Raw genomic sequence first — 20201 nt, 5'->3', positions numbered from 1 at the left:
GTGTAGCATCGCCCGGGCCAGCGGCGCCGCATGCGAGTCCTCCTGATCGAAGACAACGAACGGCTCGTCGCTGCCCTCGGGCAGGGGCTGCGCGAGGAGGGCATCGACGTGGTGGCCGCGGGTGAGGCTGGCGTGGCGCTCGCGCGTGCGGCGCGCGGTGACCTCGACCTCGTCGTCCTCGACCTCGGGCTCCCCGACCGCGACGGAATGGATGTCCTCCGAGATCTCCGCAGCAGCCAGTCGCATGTGCCGATCCTCGTCCTGACCGCGCGCGACGCCGTCGAATCACGGGTCCAGGCGCTGAACCTCGGCGCCGACGATTACCTGCTGAAGCCCTTCGCGTTCGCCGAGCTGCTGGCCCGCATCCGGGCGCTCAGCCGCCGGGCGGCCGGGCCGAGGTGGTCACCGCGGGTCGAGGGCGTGGTGTCCTTCGACGACGAGCATGGGGTGCAGTTCGCGGACCAGCGGGTGCTGCTGTCGCCGCGCGAGCACGCGATGCTCGCGTACCTGGTGCGGCGGCGCGGAGAGGTCGTGCCGCGAGGGGACATTCTGCGCGAGGTGTTCGGCTACGTCTCCGATCCCGGGACCAACGCGATCGACGTGCACCTGACCCACCTGCGCCGCAAGCTGGCCGGCACGGCCCTGACCCTCGAGACCATCCGCGGGGTCGGGATCCGGGTGAAGGTGGAGGAGCGATGACGGCGAACCGACCACGCCGCTCGCTCAGCACATCCCTCGCGCGCTGGGTCGGGCTCACCACGGCGTTTAGCCTGACGGTGTTCGCGGGCGCAGCCGCGGCGGTCCTACAATTCGCCGAGGAGCGAGAGGCACGCGAGGCGCCGCACAGCGGCCCGGCGATCGAGCCCTTCGACGAGGCCCTCGAGGAGGTCGGCACGGCGATGCTGGTCGCCGCGCCCATCGGCATCCTCCTCGCCATCGTCAGCGCGCAATGGCTGACACGGCGCGCGGTCGCCCGGGTTGTCGATGTCAGCGCCACAGCGACCCGGATGACCGCGGAGCAGCTCAGCGAGCGCCTGCCGGTGTCGCCCCGCGGCGATGAGCTCGACGCCCTGGCCGTGGCCCTCAACGGCCTGTTCGCCCGCCTCGAGGACGGCGTGGCGCTGCAGCGCCAGTTCGCGGCGGACGCGTCGCACGAGCTGCGCTCGCCGCTGGCGGTGCTCTCGAGCACGCTGGAGGTCGCCCGCCGGCGTCCGCGCTCGAGCGAGGAGTGGGAGGCGGTCGCCGACGGCGCGCTGCGGGAGGTGCAGCATATGACCCGCCTGGTCGAGTCCTTGCTGCAACTGGCGCGCGCGGGCACCCTGCCCAGGACAACGCCGATCACGGCGCGCGCGCTCGTCGAGGCGGTGTTCGCCCGCCTCGCGGCGCACGCGGCGAGCAGGCGGATACAGCTGGAGATCGATATCCTCGACGAACTCGCCGTGGCGGTCGATTGCGAGCTGGTGACGGTCGCGCTGGGGAATATCGTGGCCAACGCGATCGCCCACTCGCCCCCGGGCGGCAGCGTCCGCGTGGGGGCGATCGCCGAGGAGGAGTATGTCCATATCCGCGTGAGCGACGAGGGCCCCGGTGTCCCGCCGGGTGAACGCGAGCGGATCTTTCACCCCTTTGTCCGCGGCGCCGCGGCGACGGCCGACCGCGGCGGCTCGCGGATCGGCCTCGGCCTCGGCCTCGCCATCGCCCGTCGCGTGGTCGAGGGGCATCGTGGCCACATTCTCGTCGAGGATCGACCCGGCGGCGGTGCGGTCTTCAGCGTCAACTTGCCCAGAGTGGCGCTCCCGACATGAGACACAGCCGATGCAGCGACGCGGTGCTGATGGCCCTGCTGGCGAGCTCGGCGGCGTGTGCCCGCTCCGACTTCGATCGCGGCTTTGTCAGCCACGAGCTCGGCACGCGCTCGCCGGGCGCCCGCGTCGGTCCGCCCGAGGTCGACCGCAAGGCGACGCTCCCGACCGGCGTGTCGCTGGCCGATGGCCTGAGCGAGGATGACGCGGTGAGCGTGGCGCTGTGGAACAGCCCGGGTTTTCAGGCCGACCTGACGCAGCTCGCCACGGCCAGAGCCGACCTCGCGGAGGCGGGCGCCCTGCCGAACCCGATGCTGACGATGTTGTTCCCGCTGGGGCCGCACCAGCTCAGCGCTTATCTGCTGCTGCCGCTCGCGGCGCTGGCACAGCGACCCGCGCGGGTCAAGGCGGCCCAGCGAGACGTCGAGCGCGTGGCCCACTCGCTCGTGCAGACCGGACTCGACCTGATCCGTGACGTGCGGGTCGCCCACAGCGAGGCCCAGGCCGCCGCCGAGCGGGCCCAGGCCCGCGAGGTGATGCTCGCCCTGTGGACCGCCAGCGAGCAACTGGCACGGACACGGGCCGACGCCGGCGACGCGAGCCGCCTCGAGTTCGATGCGATCCACGGCGAGGCGCTGATGGCCGCGGACCTGGTGGCGCGGGCCGGACAGGACGCGGTCACCGCCCGGCTGCGGCTGCGCCTGCTGCTCGGCGTGGACGAGGGGCTCCTGCCGGACCACCTGGCGATCGTCGCGGCGAGCGAGCGCGACGCGCCGACGGACACGCCAGCGCTGGTTCGCGAGGCCCTCGCGGCCCGGCCCGACCTCCGGGCGGCCGAGCTGGCGGTCGAGGCCGCGGGCAAGCGCCTCGGGCTCGAGCGCGCCAGGATCTTCCAGGCGCTGCTGCGACTCGACGGCCAGCTCGACAGCCAGGGCTTTCACCCGTCGATCGGCGTGCACCAGATCGAGCTCCCGATCTTCAACTGGAACCCTGGCGGGCGCCGTCGGGCCAGGGCCGAGCTGCAGCGAACCCTGTGGCGCTACGCGGCGCTGCGCCAGCAGATCGTCGCGGAGGTGGCGACGGCCCAGCTGCAGGCGCAACAGGCCAGCGACTCGCTGACCCGCTGGCGCCGCGAGCTGCTGCCGACCCTCGCGCGCAACGTCGCCGCCGCGACCAGCAGCTTCACCGCCGGCGCCGAATCTTACGTCGCGGTGATCGACGCGACCCGGCGCCTGCAAGACGCGAGGTTGCGAGAGATCGAGCTGCGCGCCGACCTGCGCCGCGCGCTCGCCCAGCTCGGCCGCAGCGTCGGTCGACGCGTCGACGGACCCGCGCGAACAGGAGGGGCCGCTGATGTCACGTCGCCTCGTTGATTGGATCACCGTCTGCGCCCTCTGCCTCGCCTGCGATCGCGCCGCGCCGCCGGCTCCCACGCCTGCCCCCGCGCTCACACCGGCGCACCCGGAGGAGCAGGCGCTCGCCAGCGTCACGCTGACACCGGAGGCCGAACAGCGCCTCGGCGTCGCCCTCGCGCCGGTCGAGCGACGCAGCGTGCCCGGGGCGCGGCAGCTGCCCGGCGAGGTCATCGCGCCGCCGGGGCGCACCGTGACGATCACCGCGCCAGTGCCAGGTCTGGTGCTCGCGGTCGACGGCCTTCCGCGTGCGGGCGCGACGGTCGAGCGCGGGCAAGCGATCGTCCGCCTGATCCCTCTCGCGGCGGTCGACCGCGATCTGCGGGCCCAATCGCAGAGCCGGGTCGCCGCCGCCGAGGCCCGCCTGCTCGCCAACAAGAGCCGCGCTCAGCGGGCCGAGAGCCTGATCGCCAGCGGGGCCGGCAGCGAACGCGCCGCCGAGGACGCCCGGGTCGAGCGGGACGTCGCCGCCGCCGAGCTGGTCGCGGCCCGGGCTCGCCTGCGGATCATCGAACGCGCCCCGCTTTCGTCGGACGTCGCCACCGTGCTGCACGCCCCCTTCGCCGCGGTGGTCCGCCAGGTCCAGGTCGCCGACGGCCAGGCCGTCAGCGGCGGCGCGCCGATCGTCGAGCTGGTCGCCACCGACGCCCGCTGGGTGCGCGTCGCGGCGATCCTCGCGGTCGAGCTCGCCGAGCTCGCCGACGGGCCCGCCCAGGTCGCCGCCTTCGCCAGCGAGGCCGCGCCGACCATCGCAAGTTCGGTGCTCGGGCCCCCCTCGGCCGATCCGCTCGCGGGCACCGTCGACCTCTACTTCGCGCTGCCCGAACCTGGCGCGTGGCGCCTCGGCGAGCGCGTCGTGGTGACCGTGCCGACCCGCGCCGCGCCGGTATCCCTGATCGTGCCGTGGCCCGCGGTCGTGCACGACACCACCGGCGGCACCTGGGTCTACGTGCAGGTCGGGGCCCAGCAGTACGCCCGCCGTCGCGTCGAGCTGCTGCGCGTCGTCGGCGAGCTCGCGCTGCTCAGCCGCGGCCCCGAGCCCGGCGCCCAGGTCGTGGTCGCCGGCGCCGTCGAGCTCTACGGCACCGAGTTCGGAGCCGGGCACTGATGCGCGCGCTCATCGTCGCCTGCCTGCGCCTGCGCCACGTCGTCGTGCTCGCCGCGGCGCTGCTGATGGTGCTCGGCGTGCGCGTGGCCGCCGACACACCCGTCGACGTGTTCCCCGAGTTCGCCCCGCCGATGGTCGAGATCCAGACCGAGGCCCCCGGCCTGGCCAGCACCGAGGTCGAGCGCCTCGTCTCGGTCCCGCTCGAGACGGCCCTCGCCGGCACGCCGTGGCTGAAGACCCTGCGCTCCAAGTCGGTGCTCGGCCTCTCGTCGGTCCTGCTCATCTTCGCCGACGGCACCGACCTCATGGCCGCGCGCCAGCTCGTGCAAGAGCGCCTGACCCGGGCTGCCCCGCAGCTGCCGGCCGTGTCGCGCCCGCCGGTCCTCATGCCGCCGCTGTCATCGACCAGCCGCGTGCTCAAGATCGGCGTCTCGTCGCCCACCCTGTCGCAGATGGAGCTCACCGACCGCGTGCGCTGGATCCTGCGCCCGCGCCTGATGGCCGTGCCCGGCGTCGCCAACGTTGCGATCTGGGGCCAGCGCGATCGCCAGCTGCAGGTCCTGGTCGATCCAGAGCGACTGCGCCTGCACGGCGTGCGCCTCGACGAGGTCCTGCGCGCCAGCGGCGACGCGGCCCTGCTCGGCGCCGGCGGCTTCGTCGACACCCCGAATCAGCGGCTCCCCGTCAACCACCTGCCGGCCGCCAGCGACGCCGCCGGGCTGGCCCAGATCGTCGTCGCCGTCCGCGGCGGCGCCGTGCTCCGCCTCGGCGACGTCGCCGACATCGTCGAGGACCACCCGCCGCCGATCGGCGACGCCGTCGTCAACGGCGGCCCCGGTCTGTTGCTGGTGGTCGAGAAGCAACCGTGGGGCAACACCTTGACGGTCACCCGCGGGATCGAGGCGGCGCTCGCCGCCGTCGCGCCCGGGCTGCCGGGCGTCGAGATCGACGCGACCATCTTCCGCCCCGCCACCTTCATCGAGCTGGCGATCGCCAACCTCGGCCACGCCCTGCTGGTCGGCTGCGCTCTCGTCGTGCTGATCCTCGGCTGCTTCCTGTTCAACCTGCGCACCGCCGCGATCAGCATCCTTGCGATCCCGACCTCGCTGCTGGCCGCGGTCGCGGTGCTGCACGCGACCGGCGCGATGATCAACACCATGGTCCTCGCTGGCCTCGTGATCGCCCTCGGCGAGGTCGTCGACGACGCCATCATCGACGTCGAGAACATCCTGCGCAGGCTGGTCGAGAACCGCCGCAAGCCGACGCCCGCCCCTGCCTTCGAGGTCGTGCTCGCCGCCTCGCTCGAGGTCCGCAGCGCCGTGGTCTACGCGACCGCGATCGTCATCCTCGTGTTCCTGCCGATCGTCCTCCTCGACGGGGTCGCCGGCGCCTTCTTCCGCCCGCTCGCCCTCGCCTACGTGCTCGCCGTGTTCGCATCGATGCTGGTCGCCGTGACCCTGACCCCCGCGCTCTCGCTGCTCCTGCTGCCGCGCAGCGCGGGCACCGGCCGCGAGAGCCCGCTGGCCCACGGCCTGCGCCGGATCTACGCGCCGATGCTCGCACCGCTGCTCGCCCGCCCGCGCCTGGCCCTGGCGACCGCGGGGGCGCTGCTGGCCGGCACCGCCGCGTCGGTGCCGTGGCTCGGTGAGGGCTTCCTGCCCGAGTTCAAGGAGCACGACTTCCTGATGCACTGGGTCGCCAAGCCCGGGACCTCGCTCGCGGCGGTGCAGCGCACGGCGATCCGGGCCAGCGCCGAGCTGCGGGCGATCCCCGGGGTGCGCAACTTCGGGGCCCACATCGGTCGCGCCGAGGCGGCCGACGAGGTCGTCGGTCCCAACTTCGCCGAGCTGTGGATCAGCCTCGATCCGGCCGCCGATCACGGCCCCGCGCTCGCCCGCATCCGTGCGGTCGTCGACGGCTACCCGGGCATCTACCGCGACGTCCAGACCTACCTGCGCGAGAAGATGAAGGAGGTCCTGAGCGGCTCCGGCGGCGCGATCGTCGTGCGCCTCTACGGGCCCGACCAGGACCAGCTGCGCCGCCACGCCGCCGAGGTCGGTCACGCGATCGCCGACATCCCTGGCGTGACCAACCTGAAGATCGAGCCGCAGGTGCTGGTGCCCCAGATCGAGGTCGGCTTCCAGCCCGCCGCCGCCCTGCCCTTCGGGCTCAGCCCCGGCGAGGTCCGCCGCGTCGCCACCACGCTCGTGCGCGGCACCAAGGTCGGCGAGGTCTACCGCGGCGAGCGTGTGATCGACGTCGTCGTCATCGGCGCGGCGCCGCTGCGCGCCGACCTGGCCGCCGTCCGGGCCCTGCGGATCGGCGCCCCGATCGGCGGCGAGCTGCGCCTGGGCGACGTCGCCGAGGTTCACGTCAGCGCGACCCCCAACGTCGTCCTGCGCGAGGGCGGCTCGCGCAAGCTCGACATCACCTGCGACGTCCGCGGCCGCGACCTCGGCGAGGTCGCCCGCGAGGTCGAGGCCCGCACCCTCGCGCTCCCGCTGGCCGCCGGCTACCACGCCGAGTTCATCGGCGAATACGCGGCCCGCCAGGCCGCCAGGGCCCGCCTGCTCGGCCTCTCGCTGCTGGCCCTGCTCGGCATCGGCGTCGTCCTCTTCATCGACTTCCGTTCGCTGCGCCCGACGCTGCTCGTGCTCACCACCCTGCCCTTCGCGCTGGTCGGCGGCGTCGCCGGCGTGTGGTGGACCGGCGGCGTGCTCTCGCTCGGCTCGCTCGTCGGCCTCGTGACCGTGCTGGGGATCGCGGCCCGCAACGGCATCATGCTCATCAGCCACTTTCGCCACCTCGAGCAGGTCGAGGGCGTGGCCTTCGGCCCGGCCCTGGTGCTCCGCGGCGCCGCCGAGCGCGTCACCCCGATCGTGATGACCGCGCTGGCGACCGGCCTCGCCCTCGTGCCCCTCGCCCTCGGCGGCGACCTCCCGGGCGAGGAGATCGAGTACCCGATGGCGGTCGTGATCCTCGGCGGACTCATCACCTCCACCGCCCTCAACCTCCTGCTCGCGCCGGTGCTCTACCTGCGTTACGGCCGGACGCCGTAGCCGACCCGCGTTTTAGGCCACGCGGGCGCCCAGGCCCGCCGCCGCGCGGACCTCCTGCTCGTCGAGAGATTCGTGCTCGAGCAGCGCGCGCGCCAGCGACTCGAGCTTGGGCCGGTGCTCGGCGAGCAGGCGATCGGCCTCCGCGTGGCACTCCTCGACGATGCGGCGCACCTCGCTGTCGATCAACTCGGAGGTCGCCTCGCTGTAGGGTTGGTGCTGGAACGCGGGCGGCAGGCCCTCGTCGGCCGCCGCGACGAAGCTGATCGGCCCGAGCTTCGCGCTCATCCCCCAGCGCAGGACCATGCGCCGGGCGATCTCCGTCACCTGCTGGAGGTCATTCTCGGCGCCGGTCGTGACCACGCCGTAGATCAGCTGCTCCGCGGCGCGGCCACCGAGCGCGCCGGTGATGCGCGCGCGGAGATAGTCCTCGCCGTGGCTGCTGCGGTCGTCGCTCGGCATTTGGTAGGTCGCGCCGAGGGCCATCCCTCGCGGGACGATCGACACGCGATGCACCGGGTCGCTGCCCGCCACCAGCAGGGCCAGCAGCGCGTGCCCGGCCTCGTGGTAGGCGGTGCGCTCGCGGTCGGCCGGATTGAGCAGGACGTGGCGCACCGGGCCCAGCGTGATCTTCTGGATCGCCTCGGCGAAGTGCTCCGGGCCGACGGCCGCGGCCCCCTGGCGCGCCGCGAGCAACGCCGCCTCGTTCACGAGGTTTCGCAGGTCCGCGCCCACGAGCCCGGGGGTCTCGGCGGCGAGGCGCTCCAGCGACACCTCCGGCGCCAGCGGCACGTTGCGCGTGTGGACCTTGAGGATCGCCGCGCGACCCGGGCGATCCGGGTGTTGCACGACGATCCGACGGTCGAAGCGACCCGGCCGCAGCAGCGCCGCGTCGAGCACGTCGGGCCGGTTCGTGGCGGCGAGCACGACGATCCCTTCGCGCGAGTCGAAGCCATCCATTTCGGTGAGGATCTGGTTCAAGGTCTGCTCGCGCTCGTCGTGCCCTCCGAGCGCCGCACCGCTGCCGCGCGAGCGACCGATCGCGTCGAGCTCGTCGATGAAGATGATCGAGGGCGCGACCTGCCTCGCCTCCTTGAACAGGTCGCGCACGCGCGCTGCCCCAACGCCGACGATCATCTCGATGAACTCCGAGGCCGACAGGCTCAGGAACGGGACGCCGGCCTCGCCCGCGATCGCCCGCGCGAGCAGGGTCTTGCCCGTGCCCGGCGCGCCGACCAGCAGCACCCCCTTGGGCATCATACCGCCGAGCCGCTGATACTTCTGCGGGTGCTTCAGGAAGTCGACGATCTCGACCAGCTCGGCCTTGGCCTCGTCGATGCCCGCGACGTCGGCGAAGCTGACCTTCTTTTCGGTCTCGCTGTAGCGGCGGGCGCGGCTCTTGCCGAGGCCGAACACGCCGCCGCTGCCCGCCTCGGCGGCGCGCCGCGACAGCCACACGAAGGCGCCGATCAGCAGCAGGGTCGGCCCGAAGCCGATCAGCACGCCAAACCACGACGATTCGTGCTCGTCGGTCGCCTCGATCACGACGCCCCTGGCCGCGAGCAGCGCCTCGAGCCCCGGATCGGCGAAGCTCGGCCGCCGCGTCTGGAACTGCTTCGATGTGTGCGCCCTGCCGCCAATCTCAAACCAGCTGCGGTCGCCCCCGGCATCCGGCGGATAGCGCAGTTCGGCCTTCAGCTGCCCGCGGATCGCGTCGCCCGCCCCGGTGACGCTCACCACGTTGTCCGCCTGGATCTGCTCCTTGAACACCGTGTACGGGATCGTGATCGCGTCCTCGGGACCGGAGCACGCGCGCAGCAGCAGATAATTGCCAGCGAGCGCGAACAGCATCAGCACCCACCACGGCTGACGCCGCCGCGGGCTCGCCTGCGGTGCGCGCCGTGTCGGCGTGGCGTCGGTCTCGCGGGGCTCGATCATGGGCGCACCATCGCGGGCACCATGACGGGTATTGCCGCGTGAGGCAAGGCCGCGCGCGGGTCGCCGATCTTCGTCGATCTGGGCAGGCCGCGGGCGGCGTGATAGCGTCGCAGCATGAGCCTGGCCGATGTTCGCCGCCGTCTGCCCGTGGTTGCCAGCCTGCCGCAACCAGACAGCCGGTGGTCGACCCGCGAGGCGCGAGAGGTCGCGGCAGGCCCGCGCTGGGCGGTGTGGGAGCTGACCCTGGCCTGCGACCAGAAGTGCGCTCATTGCGGCCCGCGGGCGGGCCATCGGCGTCCAGACGAGCTGAGCACGGAGGAATGCCTGCAGGTGATCCACGACCTCCGGGCCATGGGCACCGGCGAGGTGGTGCTGATCGGCGGCGAGGCGTACCTGCGCAGCGACTTTATCCTCCTCATCCGGGCGATCCGCGAGGCCGGCATGAGCTGCACGATGACCACCGGCGGATACAACCTGAGCCGCGAGCGCGTCGACGCCATGATCGAGGCCGGCATCGGCAGCGTGACATTCTCCATCGACGGCCTGCAGGCCACCCACGACCGCCTGCGTGGGGTCCCGGAGAGCTGGGAGCGGGCGATCCAGGCGATGCGCCGCGTCAAGGCCGCGGGCGGCAAGATCGCCTGCAACACCCAGATCAACGCGCTGACCCGCGGCGAATTGCCGGCGTTGTTCGAGCTGCTCGCCGACGAGGGCATCCACTCATGGCAGCTGCAGATCACGGTCCCGCACGGCAACGCGGCCGATCACCCGGAGATCATCCTCCAACCATACATGTACCTCGAGGTCTTCGAGACCCTGGACAGGCTGGTCGACCGCTGCAAGGCCCGCGGCGTGCGGCTGTGGCCGGGCAACAACCTCGGCTATTTCGGGCCGATCGAGCGGCGCCTGCGGGCGTCCCAGAGCAAGCACTGGCGCGGCTGTACGGCGGGGGTGTCCGTGGTCGGCATCGAGAGCAACGGCGGGATCAAGAACTGCCCGAGCCTCGGCGGCGAGAACAACGTCGGCGGCAACTGGCGCGTGCACGGGCTCAAGAAGCTCTGGGAGGAGACATACCAGCTCGGCTACATCCGCGGCCGCACGGTCGACGACCTGTGGGGATACTGCCGCGATTGCTACTACGCTGAAACCTGCATGGCCGGCTGCACCGCCGCCGCCGAGCCGCTGCTCGGTCGCCCCGGCAACAACCCGTTTTGCCACCACCGCGCGCTGATGATGGACCGCGAGGGCCTGCGCGAGCGCATTGAGCAGATCTCTGGCGCTCGCGGCGAGGGCTTCGACAACGGCCTGTTTCGGGTCATTCGGGAGCACAAGGACCCCGAGATGCGCGCCGCCCACGGCGGTCCAGTCGCCACCGAGGAGCCACGGGTGTCGCGCCAGGTCGAGCCCAGCGGGCCCGGCCGGCCGCTCGAGCGCTGAGCCGAACGCCCGGGCCTATCCGGTGCTGCCGGTGCCGCCCGAGCTCTCGCCCGTGCTCTCGCCCGTGCCGCCTGTGCTGTCCCCCGTGCTGCCGGTGCCCGAGCTCTCGCTGCCCGACCCCTCGCTGCTGCTGGTCACGTCGTTGGTGGTCGTGGTCTCGTCCGGGCCCGCGTAGGTCGAGGCGTCGGCGGTGGGGTCGGCGGTAGGGTTCGTGGTGGTCGTGTTCGGGTCGGTGCTGCTGCTGTCGCCGCCCGGGTCGGTCACCGAGGTCTCGTCGGGGCCGGCGTAGGTGACCCCGATGGATTCGTAGCTGTTGCTGCCCTGGCTCTCCGAGACGGAGTCGCCTTCCTTGTCGGCACAGCTAACCGAGACGGTGCCGAGCGAGAACACGAGCCCGAGGGCGAGCCACAGCGGCGCGGTGCTGCTGCGGAGCCCGTGCCCGCAAAACGGGCACGAGGACTCTCCGGCGCCGACCAGACAGGAGCAACCGGGGCAATCCACATACGCGCGCATCTCTGGACCGTATCACGGCACCGGCGCGAGCAACAAGTGAACCCGAGGGCCGGGACTGGCAGGGCGCGCCGACGCGCGCGCCGGCTTGCGGTACCCTGTGGCCAGCCATGGTCCCCGCCGCCTCCCCACTGCTGGCCGCGGCGCTGCTGCTGGGAGCCGGCGCGGTGATCGGTGTGGTGAGCCTGGAGCGGGATCAGCTGCGGCGAGTGCTGCTGGGCCTGATCGACCCGCGACCGCTGGCGCTGCTGCGGATCTGCTTCGGGCTCTGCCTGCTGCTCGGGGCCCTCGAGGTCGCGCCGCTCAATCAATACCTGTTCTCCGACGAGGGCCTGCTGCCGAGCCCGGCCGTGCCGCAGGTGTACGGAAAGGCCGCTCTGCTCGGCTACGGCGACGGTGTGCGCGCCCCGGCTGGCTTCGTCGACGGCCTCGGGGTCCGCGACTTCCTCGTCAGCGGGCGCTGGTCATTGCTGTATTTTCGCGACGATCCGGCGTTCGTGCGCGCCTACTTCGCGGCCTTCGTGGCGGCCTGCGGCTTGTTCGTGCTCGGCTGGCGCACGCGCGTCGCCGCGGCGATCACCTGGCTGCTCTACATCGGCATGCTGCGCCGCGGCGACGCCCACTGGGGCGGCGAGCAGGTGTACTGCGGATTCATGTTCTTGCTGGTGCTGGCCCGCTGCGGCGAGGCCTTCAGCGTCGACAACTGGCTGCGCTGCCGTCGGCTGCGCGCCCGCGCCTTGCTGAGCGAGGCGGACGGGCCCGGAGCCGGGGCCGGCGCGCCGCCTGGCCCCGGGCACCCGCAAGGCCTGGCCGCGATATACCGCCGCGTGCCCGCCTGGCCGCAGGCGCTGATCGTGGCCCAGCTAGCGATCTGCTACGCGGCCAACGGCTGGGCCAAGTGGGGCGCTGGCTGGGTGTCCGGCGATGCGCTCATGTACACGCTGCAGCTCGACAAATGGGGCCGCGCGGACTGGCATCCGCTGGTGGTCGCGCTCGGGCCCTGGCCGTTTCGGATCGCAACCTGGGGCGTTTTGTGGTGGGAGCGACTGTTCCCGCTGCTGCTGATCGGCCTGTGGCTGCAGGCCAGCGCGCGCCACCCGGGGGCGCCGCCGGCCAGCCGCCGGGCCACATTCGCCTGCTGGCTCGCGCTGGCGCTCGCGCTGGCCATCGCGGCGCTTTCAGGTGACCTGGTCGAAGGGCCAGGTGACCCGAGCGCCCCGGCGCGGGCGCTGGTGCTCGCGCTGATGGCCGGGGCGATCGTCGCGACGACGCTCGTCGGCCGCCGCTTCGACCGCAGGTGGCTGCTACGCTGGCCGCTCGCGCCGCGCGTGTGGCTCGGCTTCGGCGCCGTCTTTCACGCGCTGAACCTCGCGCTGCTCAACGTCGGCGCGTTCGCTCTGGCGACCCTCAGCGTGTACCTCGCGTGCGGCGCTGGACCGGGCGCGGTGCGGGGCCTGCAGCGGATCGCACGGGCGCTCGCAGGCCGTGGCATACCTGTCCCGAAGCACATGTCGCTTGCGACACCGATCGCCGCCGAGGACCGCGACCTGCCGCAGCTGCGACGCGACGCCGCCGCCGTGCCCGGCTGGGCGCTCGCGGGCGCGGGCGCCCTGTTGCTGGCCGCGGCGCTGCTCGCGGTCGCGGGGCCCGAGCGCGGGCCCTGGTGGTGGCACAGCGGCTGGCTGCTGGTCGCCGCGGGGCTGAGCATCGTCGGCTGGCGCAGCGCGAGGCGGGCGGCCCTGCAGGCCAGCGGCGAGCCGTGGGCCTACGGACCCGCGGGGCGGCTCGCGGCTGGCGGGGTCTTCACATACCATCTGGTCGCATTGCTGCTGTGGCAGCTGCCCAGGTGGCCGGCCCTGCCCTACCGCGACCCGGTGCGGGCGCTGGTCAGCCCGTGGATGGACCTCTGCGCCACGCGCCAGGCGTGGTCGATGTTCGCGCCGAATCACCCGCGCCACAACACCACCCTGCGCACGCGTGTCATCGACGCCGCGGGCGTCGAGCACGACCTGCGAACCGAGCTCCAGCACCACCTCGTGCGACCCTCGCTGCGTCACGATCGGTCGCGCAAGATCGACGACGCGATCAGCCTGTCCCGACCCGAGCTGGCGCCCTGGCACGCGCGCTGGCTGTGCCGCCGGTGGGAGCTCGAGCACCGCGAGCCGGCGCGCGCGGTGATCCTCGAGCGGATGAGCGCGGCGATCGATCCGCTCGCACCAGGGCCGGTCGACTTCTGGGCCCGCGCGGTGGCCCAGCCGATCACCCGCATCACCTGCGCCACGGAGCCCTTCGCCCAGCTCGACGACGAGCTGCGCGCCCGCCACGGCCTGCCGCCCGCCCCGCCAGGGAGCCTGCACTACACCTGGCCCAAAGGACAGGATGCTCCGACGCCGCAGTGGCTGTTGCTCGCGCTCGGGCTCGCGCTGGGCCTCGGCGTGTGGGCCCGCGAGGATCGCCGCCGCCATGTGGCGAGCGCCGTGGCGCTGCGTGGCCCGCCGGGGTGACGGCGCCGAGCCGCACGCACGCCAGCGTGACCTCGCCGCGTCGATATGCGCAGACTTCACGGCGATCGTCACCCACAGCAGGGTCACGCATCGATCTCAAGCGCATTCGCTGCGCACCCGACATCGATCATTGCACCAAGCGAGACCCCGATCGAGACGCGGATCGCGGGCACGACTGCTGCGCATCGCCGGGGTGGTTGCTACCCTCCCGTCATGGCCCGTGTCCTGGTGGACTGTCACACCTGTGCGTGTCTCATTCAGGTCGAGGATCCGACCTGCCCGTTCTGCGGCGCGGCGCAGCGCCGCGTCGGCGCCCCGCGCTGGCTCGCGGCCTCCCTGGTCTGCGGCCTCGGTCTGACGACCCTCGCCTGCGACGACAACGAGGACGCGGCGTGGCTGCTCCGCGACCTCCCGGGCACGTCCACGGGCGGCACCACAACTGCTACCAGCGGCAGCACCGGGACCAGCGGGACCGGGACCGGGACGACGCTCGACGACACCACCATGACGCCCGACGCCTCGACCTACTCGGGCCCTGACGAGACCGACACGATCTCGCCATGGACGACGACCTCCGACCCCGGGACCTCCTCGTCCAGCAGCGGCGGGACGACCACCGGCAACACGAGCGCCGACGCGTCGACCTACGCCGGCCCCGATGAGACCACGAGCATCGCCACGACCGACCCACCCGCCACGACTGACCCGCCCGACCCGACTGGCGGAGAAGCGGCGAGCTCGGACGCGACCGACAGCAGCGGTACGTCAGGCCAGGAGTCCAGGGACGAGGCCGGATGCGGATGTGCCAGCCAGACGGCGCCGAGCGGCGGTCTGGTCGGCCTGCTCGTGCTGGGCGCGACCCGCCGTCGCCGAGCTCGGCCCGCTCGCTGATCGACGGTCGCGGCCTGGCCGGGTCACTTCTTCGGCGAGGCCTCGTTGGTCATCTTGCCGTAATTGTCGGTCATGCCGCCGTCACGCTTGGCGCCGAAGATGCCGGCGGCCGAGCCCTGGAGGATGTAGATGAAAATGCCGGTGAAGCCCACGATCAGCAGGACCTGGCAGATCGCGGAGAACGAGGTGACGGGGGCCTTGGCGGCCTGGACTTCCCATTTATTGTCAGCGATCTCGGACATCGACATGAGGCACTTCCTTTCGGCGAGTTTCGAAGAACGCCACCGGCCGAACAGCCTACCCAGCGAGCCAAGACCCACAGGATGACAGCAAGCGCGCCGCAACGGTGAATTATCTCGCCGCGGCTTTGGCGCCCGGGGGCGCCAGGCATCGACATTTTCGTCGGCAACGCCGATGATGCTTCCGGTGATGAAGTCCACGCGCATGTCCGGTCCCATCGAGCCCGACCACCCCGCCGACCCCGACGAGCCGGCCCAGCCCGACGACGTGCCCACGCCTGGCCCCGCGCCGATCCACATCCCGAGCGACCCGGCCCTGAGCTGAGCGTGGCCGGTCCAGCCGCGGCTTCCCGACGCAAGTTCTGCACGCGCCAGCGGCGACCCGGCGCGGTACTTCGTGGCCATGCCGCTCGCACGTTACGGGGTTCTTAAGGGACGCATCACGCAACAGCTCGCGGGGCAAGGCAATTCGCCGCATCACCAGCTTCGCATCATCGACCAGGTCGCCGACTATCGCGCCGCGGTCAATGTTCGTTCGGCGCTGGCGCCATCCGAGCTCATGTTCGCCGTCATCGATGACTTTCAGCACCCGCTCACCGAGGCGCTGCAGCGCTTGCCGCCGGGCTTCACCGAGCTCGAGTCTCGCCCTGGTGGCATGGCGCTCGATTACATCCGCGGCAACCTGCTCGGCGCCCGGCGCCTGAAGGTCCTGCCCTACGCCGAGGTCGGCCCCGCGAACGACCTCTACGATCAGCTCGACGCCCTGGCCCAGCGCGTCATGGGCGAAGGCGCGGCGAATATCTACGCCTTCGGCGAGCCGTGGTCGGCCGAGCCGCAGAAGGACAAATACATGGGGTTCTTCCCGGGCGCCGGGATCCACAACATTCACATGAATCAGGGGAACGATAAGAGCTTCGCCGGCGACGACGGCCCCTGGCAGGACGGCGGGCTGCTGCTGAGCTTCCCCCAGGCGGATCGCTCGCTGCGCTGGGTCGCGGTGTTCCTCGCGTTTCAGTCGCAGGCGCTGCACACCGACGACGGCACCGGGCACACCATCCCCGCGCCCGCCGTCCGCGACGGGCTCGTGCGGATCGTCGCCGCCAGGCTACGCGCCCCGCGGGGCCAGGCGCAGACGGTCACGCTGCTCAACACCGGCGCAGAGCCGGTCGACCTGGCCGGGTGGTGCCTCGCCGACTATCGCAAGGCCCGCTGCCCGCTCACCGGGATCCTCGCCCCGGGCGCGGCCGTCGCGGTCCCGGTCGCGGCCCCCCTCGCCCTGGCGAACACCGGCGATATCATCACACTCCTCGACGAGGCCGGCCTCAAGATCGACGGCGCCGCCTACAGCAAGCGCCAGGTGCCCGCCGAGGGGCACACGCTGATCCTCGGCGCATAGGCTCGGCGGCGCGAGCCCGCCGTCGCCTGCCTGCGTCAGGTCGGAGTCCACGCCGGGGCGTCGTCCCCGAAGCCGTCGCCGAAGAAGGCGTCGCCGGTCTTCTCGATGCCGAGGCTCTTCTCGGTCGCCACCGCCTGGGCGCACATCGCCGCGGTGATCGCGTTGATGCTCTGGCCGCGCAGGAGGCCGCGAATGATCGCCAGCGGGTAGTACCCGCTGTCGCTCCAATAGAGCGGCCGGGTCGAGACGATCAGGTCGAGGTTGTCGCTGCGCTTGCCCGCGACCAGCGTGCGCAGCTCGTCGAGATAATGCCGGGTCGTGCAGCCGACGAAGGCCCACAGCTGATAGCGCTCGGGGTCGAAGCGGCGGGTGATCAGATCGTTGGGCACGCCGCGGAGGATCTGGTTCATGTGCGGGTCGTAGCCGGGCTCGAGCTCGCCGCTCAGGTGCTGCGGCGCGCCGACACCGATGACGAAGTTCTCCGCCGTCGACTCGATCGGGTCGAAGTCAGGGCCGGTGCCGTAGCGAGCGTGCCCCGCGTACAGGCACACCGAATCCTGGACGAGGCCGTCGGCGTAGCGCTCCTCGGGGTCCGCGGTGTGGCGCGAGACCAGCCGCACCCGCATGCCGCCGGTGTGGCCCGGGATCATCAGCGCCCGGCTGTAGGTGTGGACGGCGTCCTCGGCGGTCGATCCGGAGCGGGTGAAGCCGTCGCCGACCAGACCGGTGCGGAATTCGCTGAGCTCGCGCAGGTCGTTGCTGTCCTCGTCGTAGCCGATCGCCACGGTGACCGTCAGCCAGCCGTCGCGGATCAACCTGTCGTACTCGGGGTACCGCGTGATCCGCTGCTCCGGCGCTGGCGCGAGCTGGTCGAGCGCCATCAGCGTCAGCGGCGTCGCCTCGCCGCCGGGGCGGATCCGCTGCCAGCACTGGAACTGGCGCAGCGCCTCGCGGCTCTCGTCGCCGAGCGAGCCGTCGGCGCCGAAGCGGGGCAGCGAGAACAGGAGGTCGAGCAGCGCCTTCTGGACCCGGGTGACCGCGTCCCCGCGGCGAGGCAGCGGCGCGCGCCCCTGCAGGAGGCGCACGAGCTGCGGGTCCGCGGCGAAGCGCGGGTTGACCAGCGTATAGCTGGCGACCGCCTCGGCGCGGACCAGCGACGCGTCGAGGAGCGCGAGGGTCGCCGCGTCCAGCACCGCCGCCGCGAAGCGGAGGTGAAGCTCGCGAAAGCTGCGCAGCCCCGACTCGCTCGAGCGACCGAAGACCCCGTCGGCGCCGCCGAGCAGCGCGTAGCCGAGTGCGAGGAGGCCGCGCTGCATGGCGCGCACGCCCTCCCCGCGGGCGCCGCGGACGAGGACCAGTTCACCCGTGGCGACGCGCTGAAGGTCGCTGACCCCGCGCAAGATCTTGGAGTGGAGTTCGATCGGCATGCGCGCGAACAGTAACGCACCTTGGGCCGCTCGTATCGCGCAGATTGTTCCGCGAGCCGCACCCCGCGGCTTCGTCTTCGCCCCGACGCCGTCGTGACAGCGCCCCTCTGGCTGCGATAACCTGGCCGACATGCGAAGCGGACGGACCATGATGGGGATCGGGCTGGCTCTCGGCCTGTGGCTCAATGCACCGGCGGGTTGCGGCGCCGTCGAGGCGACCTGCGCGGCCGGCAAATCCTGTGTGTGCGAGGGCGCGGGCTCGTGCGAATATGACTGCCCGGACGGCAATTGTGCCATGAGCTGCGAGGGCGCCGGATCGTGCGAGTTTCGCTGCGAGGGCGGCGGCTGCGACGTGGCCTGCCACGGCCAGGGCTCGTGCGAGCTGGCCTGCCCGGGCAACAACTGCAACCTGAGCTGCAGCGGCGCGGGCTCGTGCGAGCTGACCGAGTGCACCAAGGATTGCGAGCTGGCCTGCGCCACGATCGGGAGCTGCGAGAGCAGCTGCAGCGACCCCAGCTGCAAGACCAACTGACCCCGCGGGCCGGTCTTCGCGGACCATTCTCGAGCCTGGCGGTGCGGCCCGCAAATGGGTACCATCGAGGCCGCGAGCGCTGGCGCTCGCGTCGCTGTTGACAATCGATGGACTCGGGCCCCAGCGCCCACGGCAAAGGATACTACCGTGAAATACCCTATCGCTCGCATCTCCCTCACCGCGGCCACCTGTGCGCTCGCCATGACCAGCGTCGCCCCGGCCCACGCGGCCAAGGTGCTGGTCCTGTCCAATTGGGCGCCGACCAGGTGGCCACCGACTTCACCGCCAAGACCGTCGGCCACACCTATACCGGCATGGATGTCCCGAACATGGTCCCGTCGCTGGCGACGCTCAATCAATACGAGGCCGTCCTGCTGTTCGAGAACGGCCTGTTCGGCAACGCGAAGGCGGTCGGCGACGCGGTGGCAGAATACTACAACCAGGGCGGGAAGTGCGTCGTGATCGGCACCTTCTACTGGCAGGATCGCAGCGACAACACGGTCTTCAACACGCCGGGCTGGGGCGCCCTCGAGGCGGTCGACGTGTTCCTCGGCAAGGCCGGCGGCAGCGAGTACGCCCCCGACTCGCTCGACCCCAATTCGATCGTCCCGCACCCGATCACGCAGGGGGTGGCCACCCTGAGCGCCGGCTCCTACCGCGGCGGCGTCGAGGCCAAGCCGGGCACCACGGTCCTCGGCAAATGGCTGGGCCCGAACAAGCTCGGCACCGCCGACCCCGTGGTCGGCTTCCGCGAGGACAACAACGGCAGCCGCTTCGTCGGCATCTCCATCTTCCCCGACTACGAGTCCTACGGCGACTACGGGGTCGACTTCAACGGCGACTTCTACAAGCTGTGGGGAAACACCTTCAGCTGGTGCGCCAGCCCCTGCGGCAACGGGATGGTCAACAACGGCGAGGAGTGCGACGACGGCAACAACACCAACGGCGACGGCTGCACTGCCATGTGCAAGCTGGAGAAGTGCGGCGACGGCGTCGACAACAACGCCGACAAGGAGGAGTGCGACGACGGCAACATGGTCGACACCGACCTCTGCACCTCGCTGTGCAAGCTCCCGGTCTGCGGCGACGGCTTCGTCCAGGACGGCGTCGAGGCCTGCGACGACGGCAACATGGTCGACGACGACGCCTGCAGCAACACCTGCGCGCTCGCCAGCTGCGGCGACGGCATCAAGCAGGTCAACGAGGACTGCGACGACAAGAACGTCGACAACACCGACGCCTGCCTCGACACCTGCCTCGCCGCCAGCTGCGGCGACGGCTTCCTCCAGGCCGGCGTCGAGGCCTGCGACGACGGCAACCTCGAGAACATCGACGCCTGCCTCGACACCTGCGTCGAGGCGCTCTGCGGCGACGGCTTCCTCCAGGACGGCGTCGAGGACTGCGACGACGGCAACGCCGACGACAGCGACAGCTGCGTCGCCGGCTGCAAACCCGCCATGTGCGGCGACGGCCTCGTCTACGCCGGCATCGAGGACTGCGACGACGGCAACGCAATCGACGACGACGAGTGCACCAACAACTGCACCCTGCCGCCGGCCGACACCACCACCGACGGCACCGGCGGCGCCTCGGCCGGCATGACGGAGGGCAGCACCGGCGAGCCCGCCAGCACCAGCGGCTCGGACTCCGGCGGCGACTCCAACAGCGGCGGCGGCTCGAGCACCGGCGAGACCCCGACGACCGACGGTCCACCCGTGACCACGGACACCACGACGGGCGACGGCAGCAGCACCACCACCGAGGTGGGCATCGACGACGACTTCGGCTGCGGCTGCACGACCCGCGACCCCGCCGACAACCTGCGCGGCGGTCTGCTCGCGCTGCTGGGCCTCGGCTTCCTCGTCCGCAGCCGTCCGCGTCGGCGCCGCTGAGCCGACCTCTTGCGTCGCGCGGCCCCTGCGACCCGCGCGGCGCACAGCCCCCCGGCA

The 20201-nt window shown here is 72.1% G+C and carries 15 protein-coding genes; 11 read left to right on the top strand and 4 right to left on the bottom strand.

Translation table 11 applies throughout. The features are described from left to right. Positions 1-30: 30 nt before the first annotated feature. The 5 genes from IPJ59_RS37150 to IPJ59_RS37130 are packed head-to-tail and all read left to right on the top strand — an operon-like array spanning position 31 to position 7381. Entirely contained in the window at positions 31-699 is a 669-nt protein-coding gene (locus IPJ59_RS37150) for a response regulator transcription factor (RefSeq protein WP_293275882.1), read from the top strand. Then, the gene (locus IPJ59_RS37145; protein ID WP_293275881.1) at positions 696-1805 is read left to right on the top strand and encodes a sensor histidine kinase; all 1110 of its coding nucleotides are present in this window, start codon (positions 696-698) and stop codon (positions 1803-1805) included. Before IPJ59_RS37150 ends, IPJ59_RS37145 begins: the two co-directional genes overlap by 4 nt. Further along, complete coding sequence (locus IPJ59_RS37140; RefSeq protein ID WP_293275880.1) at positions 1802-3175, top strand: TolC family protein; 1374 nt, start codon at positions 1802-1804, stop codon at positions 3173-3175. Before IPJ59_RS37145 ends, IPJ59_RS37140 begins: the two co-directional genes overlap by 4 nt. Beyond that, entirely contained in the window at positions 3156-4322 is a 1167-nt protein-coding gene (locus IPJ59_RS37135; protein WP_293275879.1) for an efflux RND transporter periplasmic adaptor subunit, read from the top strand. Before IPJ59_RS37140 ends, IPJ59_RS37135 begins: the two co-directional genes overlap by 20 nt. Then, positions 4322-7381 carry an efflux RND transporter permease subunit gene (locus IPJ59_RS37130; RefSeq protein WP_293275878.1) on the top strand — a complete coding sequence of 1020 codons (3060 nt, stop codon included), beginning with the start codon at positions 4322-4324 and terminating at the stop codon, positions 7379-7381. The genes IPJ59_RS37135 and IPJ59_RS37130 overlap by 1 nt, the downstream gene beginning before the upstream one ends. A gap of 12 nt (positions 7382-7393) precedes the next feature. Here the strand turns inward: IPJ59_RS37130 and ftsH are convergent, their stop codons facing one another. Next, positions 7394-9316 (bottom strand): ATP-dependent zinc metalloprotease FtsH, encoded by a 1923-nt coding sequence (ftsH, locus tag IPJ59_RS37125; RefSeq protein WP_293275877.1) that lies wholly within the window; start codon positions 9314-9316, stop codon positions 7394-7396. A 114-nt stretch (positions 9317-9430) separates the two neighbouring features. On the opposite strand from ftsH, the gene IPJ59_RS37120 reads away from it, so the two are divergent. Next, the gene (locus IPJ59_RS37120) at positions 9431-10753 is read left to right on the top strand and encodes a radical SAM/SPASM domain-containing protein (RefSeq protein WP_293275876.1); all 1323 of its coding nucleotides are present in this window, start codon (positions 9431-9433) and stop codon (positions 10751-10753) included. Positions 10754-10768: 15 nt separating this feature from the next. On the opposite strand, the gene IPJ59_RS37115 is transcribed toward IPJ59_RS37120, so the two are convergent. Continuing rightward, positions 10769-11266: a hypothetical protein gene (locus tag IPJ59_RS37115; protein WP_293275875.1), complete on the bottom strand. Its 498-nt coding sequence runs from the start codon at positions 11264-11266 to the stop codon at positions 10769-10771. A gap of 107 nt (positions 11267-11373) precedes the next feature. On the opposite strand from IPJ59_RS37115, the gene IPJ59_RS37110 reads away from it, so the two are divergent. Next, positions 11374-13767: a hypothetical protein gene (locus IPJ59_RS37110; protein WP_293257924.1), complete on the top strand. Its 2394-nt coding sequence runs from the start codon at positions 11374-11376 to the stop codon at positions 13765-13767. 213 nt (positions 13768-13980) lie between these two features. Continuing rightward, positions 13981-14658: a hypothetical protein gene (locus tag IPJ59_RS37105; RefSeq protein WP_293257922.1), complete on the top strand. Its 678-nt coding sequence runs from the start codon at positions 13981-13983 to the stop codon at positions 14656-14658. Between the two features lie 23 nt (positions 14659-14681). On the opposite strand, the gene IPJ59_RS37100 is transcribed toward IPJ59_RS37105, so the two are convergent. Further along, on the bottom strand, positions 14682-15098 hold the full coding sequence (locus IPJ59_RS37100) for a hypothetical protein (RefSeq protein WP_293275874.1): 417 nt from the start codon (positions 15096-15098) through the stop codon (positions 14682-14684). A gap of 202 nt (positions 15099-15300) precedes the next feature. Between IPJ59_RS37100 and IPJ59_RS37095 the strand changes: the two genes are divergently transcribed. Beyond that, positions 15301-16293, top strand: coding sequence for a YukJ family protein (locus tag IPJ59_RS37095; protein WP_293275873.1), 993 nt, complete (start codon positions 15301-15303; stop codon positions 16291-16293). Between the two features lie 35 nt (positions 16294-16328). On the opposite strand, the gene IPJ59_RS37090 is transcribed toward IPJ59_RS37095, so the two are convergent. Next, positions 16329-17720 carry a peptidoglycan-binding domain-containing protein gene (locus IPJ59_RS37090; RefSeq protein WP_293275872.1) on the bottom strand — a complete coding sequence of 464 codons (1392 nt, stop codon included), beginning with the start codon at positions 17718-17720 and terminating at the stop codon, positions 16329-16331. Positions 17721-17850: 130 nt separating this feature from the next. Here IPJ59_RS37090 and IPJ59_RS37085 point away from each other — a divergent pair, with 130 nt between their 5' ends. Continuing rightward, positions 17851-18252 carry a hypothetical protein gene (locus tag IPJ59_RS37085; RefSeq protein WP_293257914.1) on the top strand — a complete coding sequence of 134 codons (402 nt, stop codon included), beginning with the start codon at positions 17851-17853 and terminating at the stop codon, positions 18250-18252. Positions 18253-18503: 251 nt separating this feature from the next. Further along, positions 18504-20144: a DUF4215 domain-containing protein gene (locus tag IPJ59_RS37080; protein ID WP_293275871.1), complete on the top strand. Its 1641-nt coding sequence runs from the start codon at positions 18504-18506 to the stop codon at positions 20142-20144. Positions 20145-20201 lie beyond the last annotated feature (57 nt).

This window comes from Nannocystis sp. (genome assembly GCF_016714285.1).
In the GTDB taxonomy this organism is placed as follows: Bacteria; Myxococcota_A; Polyangia; order Nannocystales; family Nannocystaceae; genus Nannocystis.
This window is presented reverse-complemented; position numbering and strand designations above follow the sequence as displayed.

Excerpts from the sequence above, each read along its gene's own strand:
- IPJ59_RS37095 (WP_293275873.1), top strand. The coding sequence starts at position 15,301 with ATGCCGCTCGCACGTTACGGGGTTCTTAAGGGACGCATCACGCAACAG.
- IPJ59_RS37140 (WP_293275880.1), top strand. The coding sequence starts at position 1,802 with ATGAGACACAGCCGATGCAGCGACGCGGTGCTGATGGCCCTGCTGGCG.
- IPJ59_RS37090 (WP_293275872.1), bottom strand. The coding sequence starts at position 17,720 with ATGCCGATCGAACTCCACTCCAAGATCTTGCGCGGGGTCAGCGACCTT.
- IPJ59_RS37120 (WP_293275876.1), top strand. The coding sequence starts at position 9,431 with ATGAGCCTGGCCGATGTTCGCCGCCGTCTGCCCGTGGTTGCCAGCCTG.
- IPJ59_RS37085 (WP_293257914.1), top strand. The coding sequence starts at position 17,851 with ATGCGAAGCGGACGGACCATGATGGGGATCGGGCTGGCTCTCGGCCTG.
- IPJ59_RS37135 (WP_293275879.1), top strand. The coding sequence starts at position 3,156 with ATGTCACGTCGCCTCGTTGATTGGATCACCGTCTGCGCCCTCTGCCTC.
- IPJ59_RS37145 (WP_293275881.1), top strand. The coding sequence starts at position 696 with ATGACGGCGAACCGACCACGCCGCTCGCTCAGCACATCCCTCGCGCGC.
- ftsH (WP_293275877.1), bottom strand. The coding sequence starts at position 9,316 with ATGATCGAGCCCCGCGAGACCGACGCCACGCCGACACGGCGCGCACCG.
- IPJ59_RS37115 (WP_293275875.1), bottom strand. The coding sequence starts at position 11,266 with ATGCGCGCGTATGTGGATTGCCCCGGTTGCTCCTGTCTGGTCGGCGCC.
- IPJ59_RS37105 (WP_293257922.1), top strand. The coding sequence starts at position 13,981 with ATGGCCCGTGTCCTGGTGGACTGTCACACCTGTGCGTGTCTCATTCAG.
- IPJ59_RS37150 (WP_293275882.1), top strand. The coding sequence starts at position 31 with ATGCGAGTCCTCCTGATCGAAGACAACGAACGGCTCGTCGCTGCCCTC.
- IPJ59_RS37110 (WP_293257924.1), top strand. The coding sequence starts at position 11,374 with ATGGTCCCCGCCGCCTCCCCACTGCTGGCCGCGGCGCTGCTGCTGGGA.
- IPJ59_RS37130 (WP_293275878.1), top strand. The coding sequence starts at position 4,322 with ATGCGCGCGCTCATCGTCGCCTGCCTGCGCCTGCGCCACGTCGTCGTG.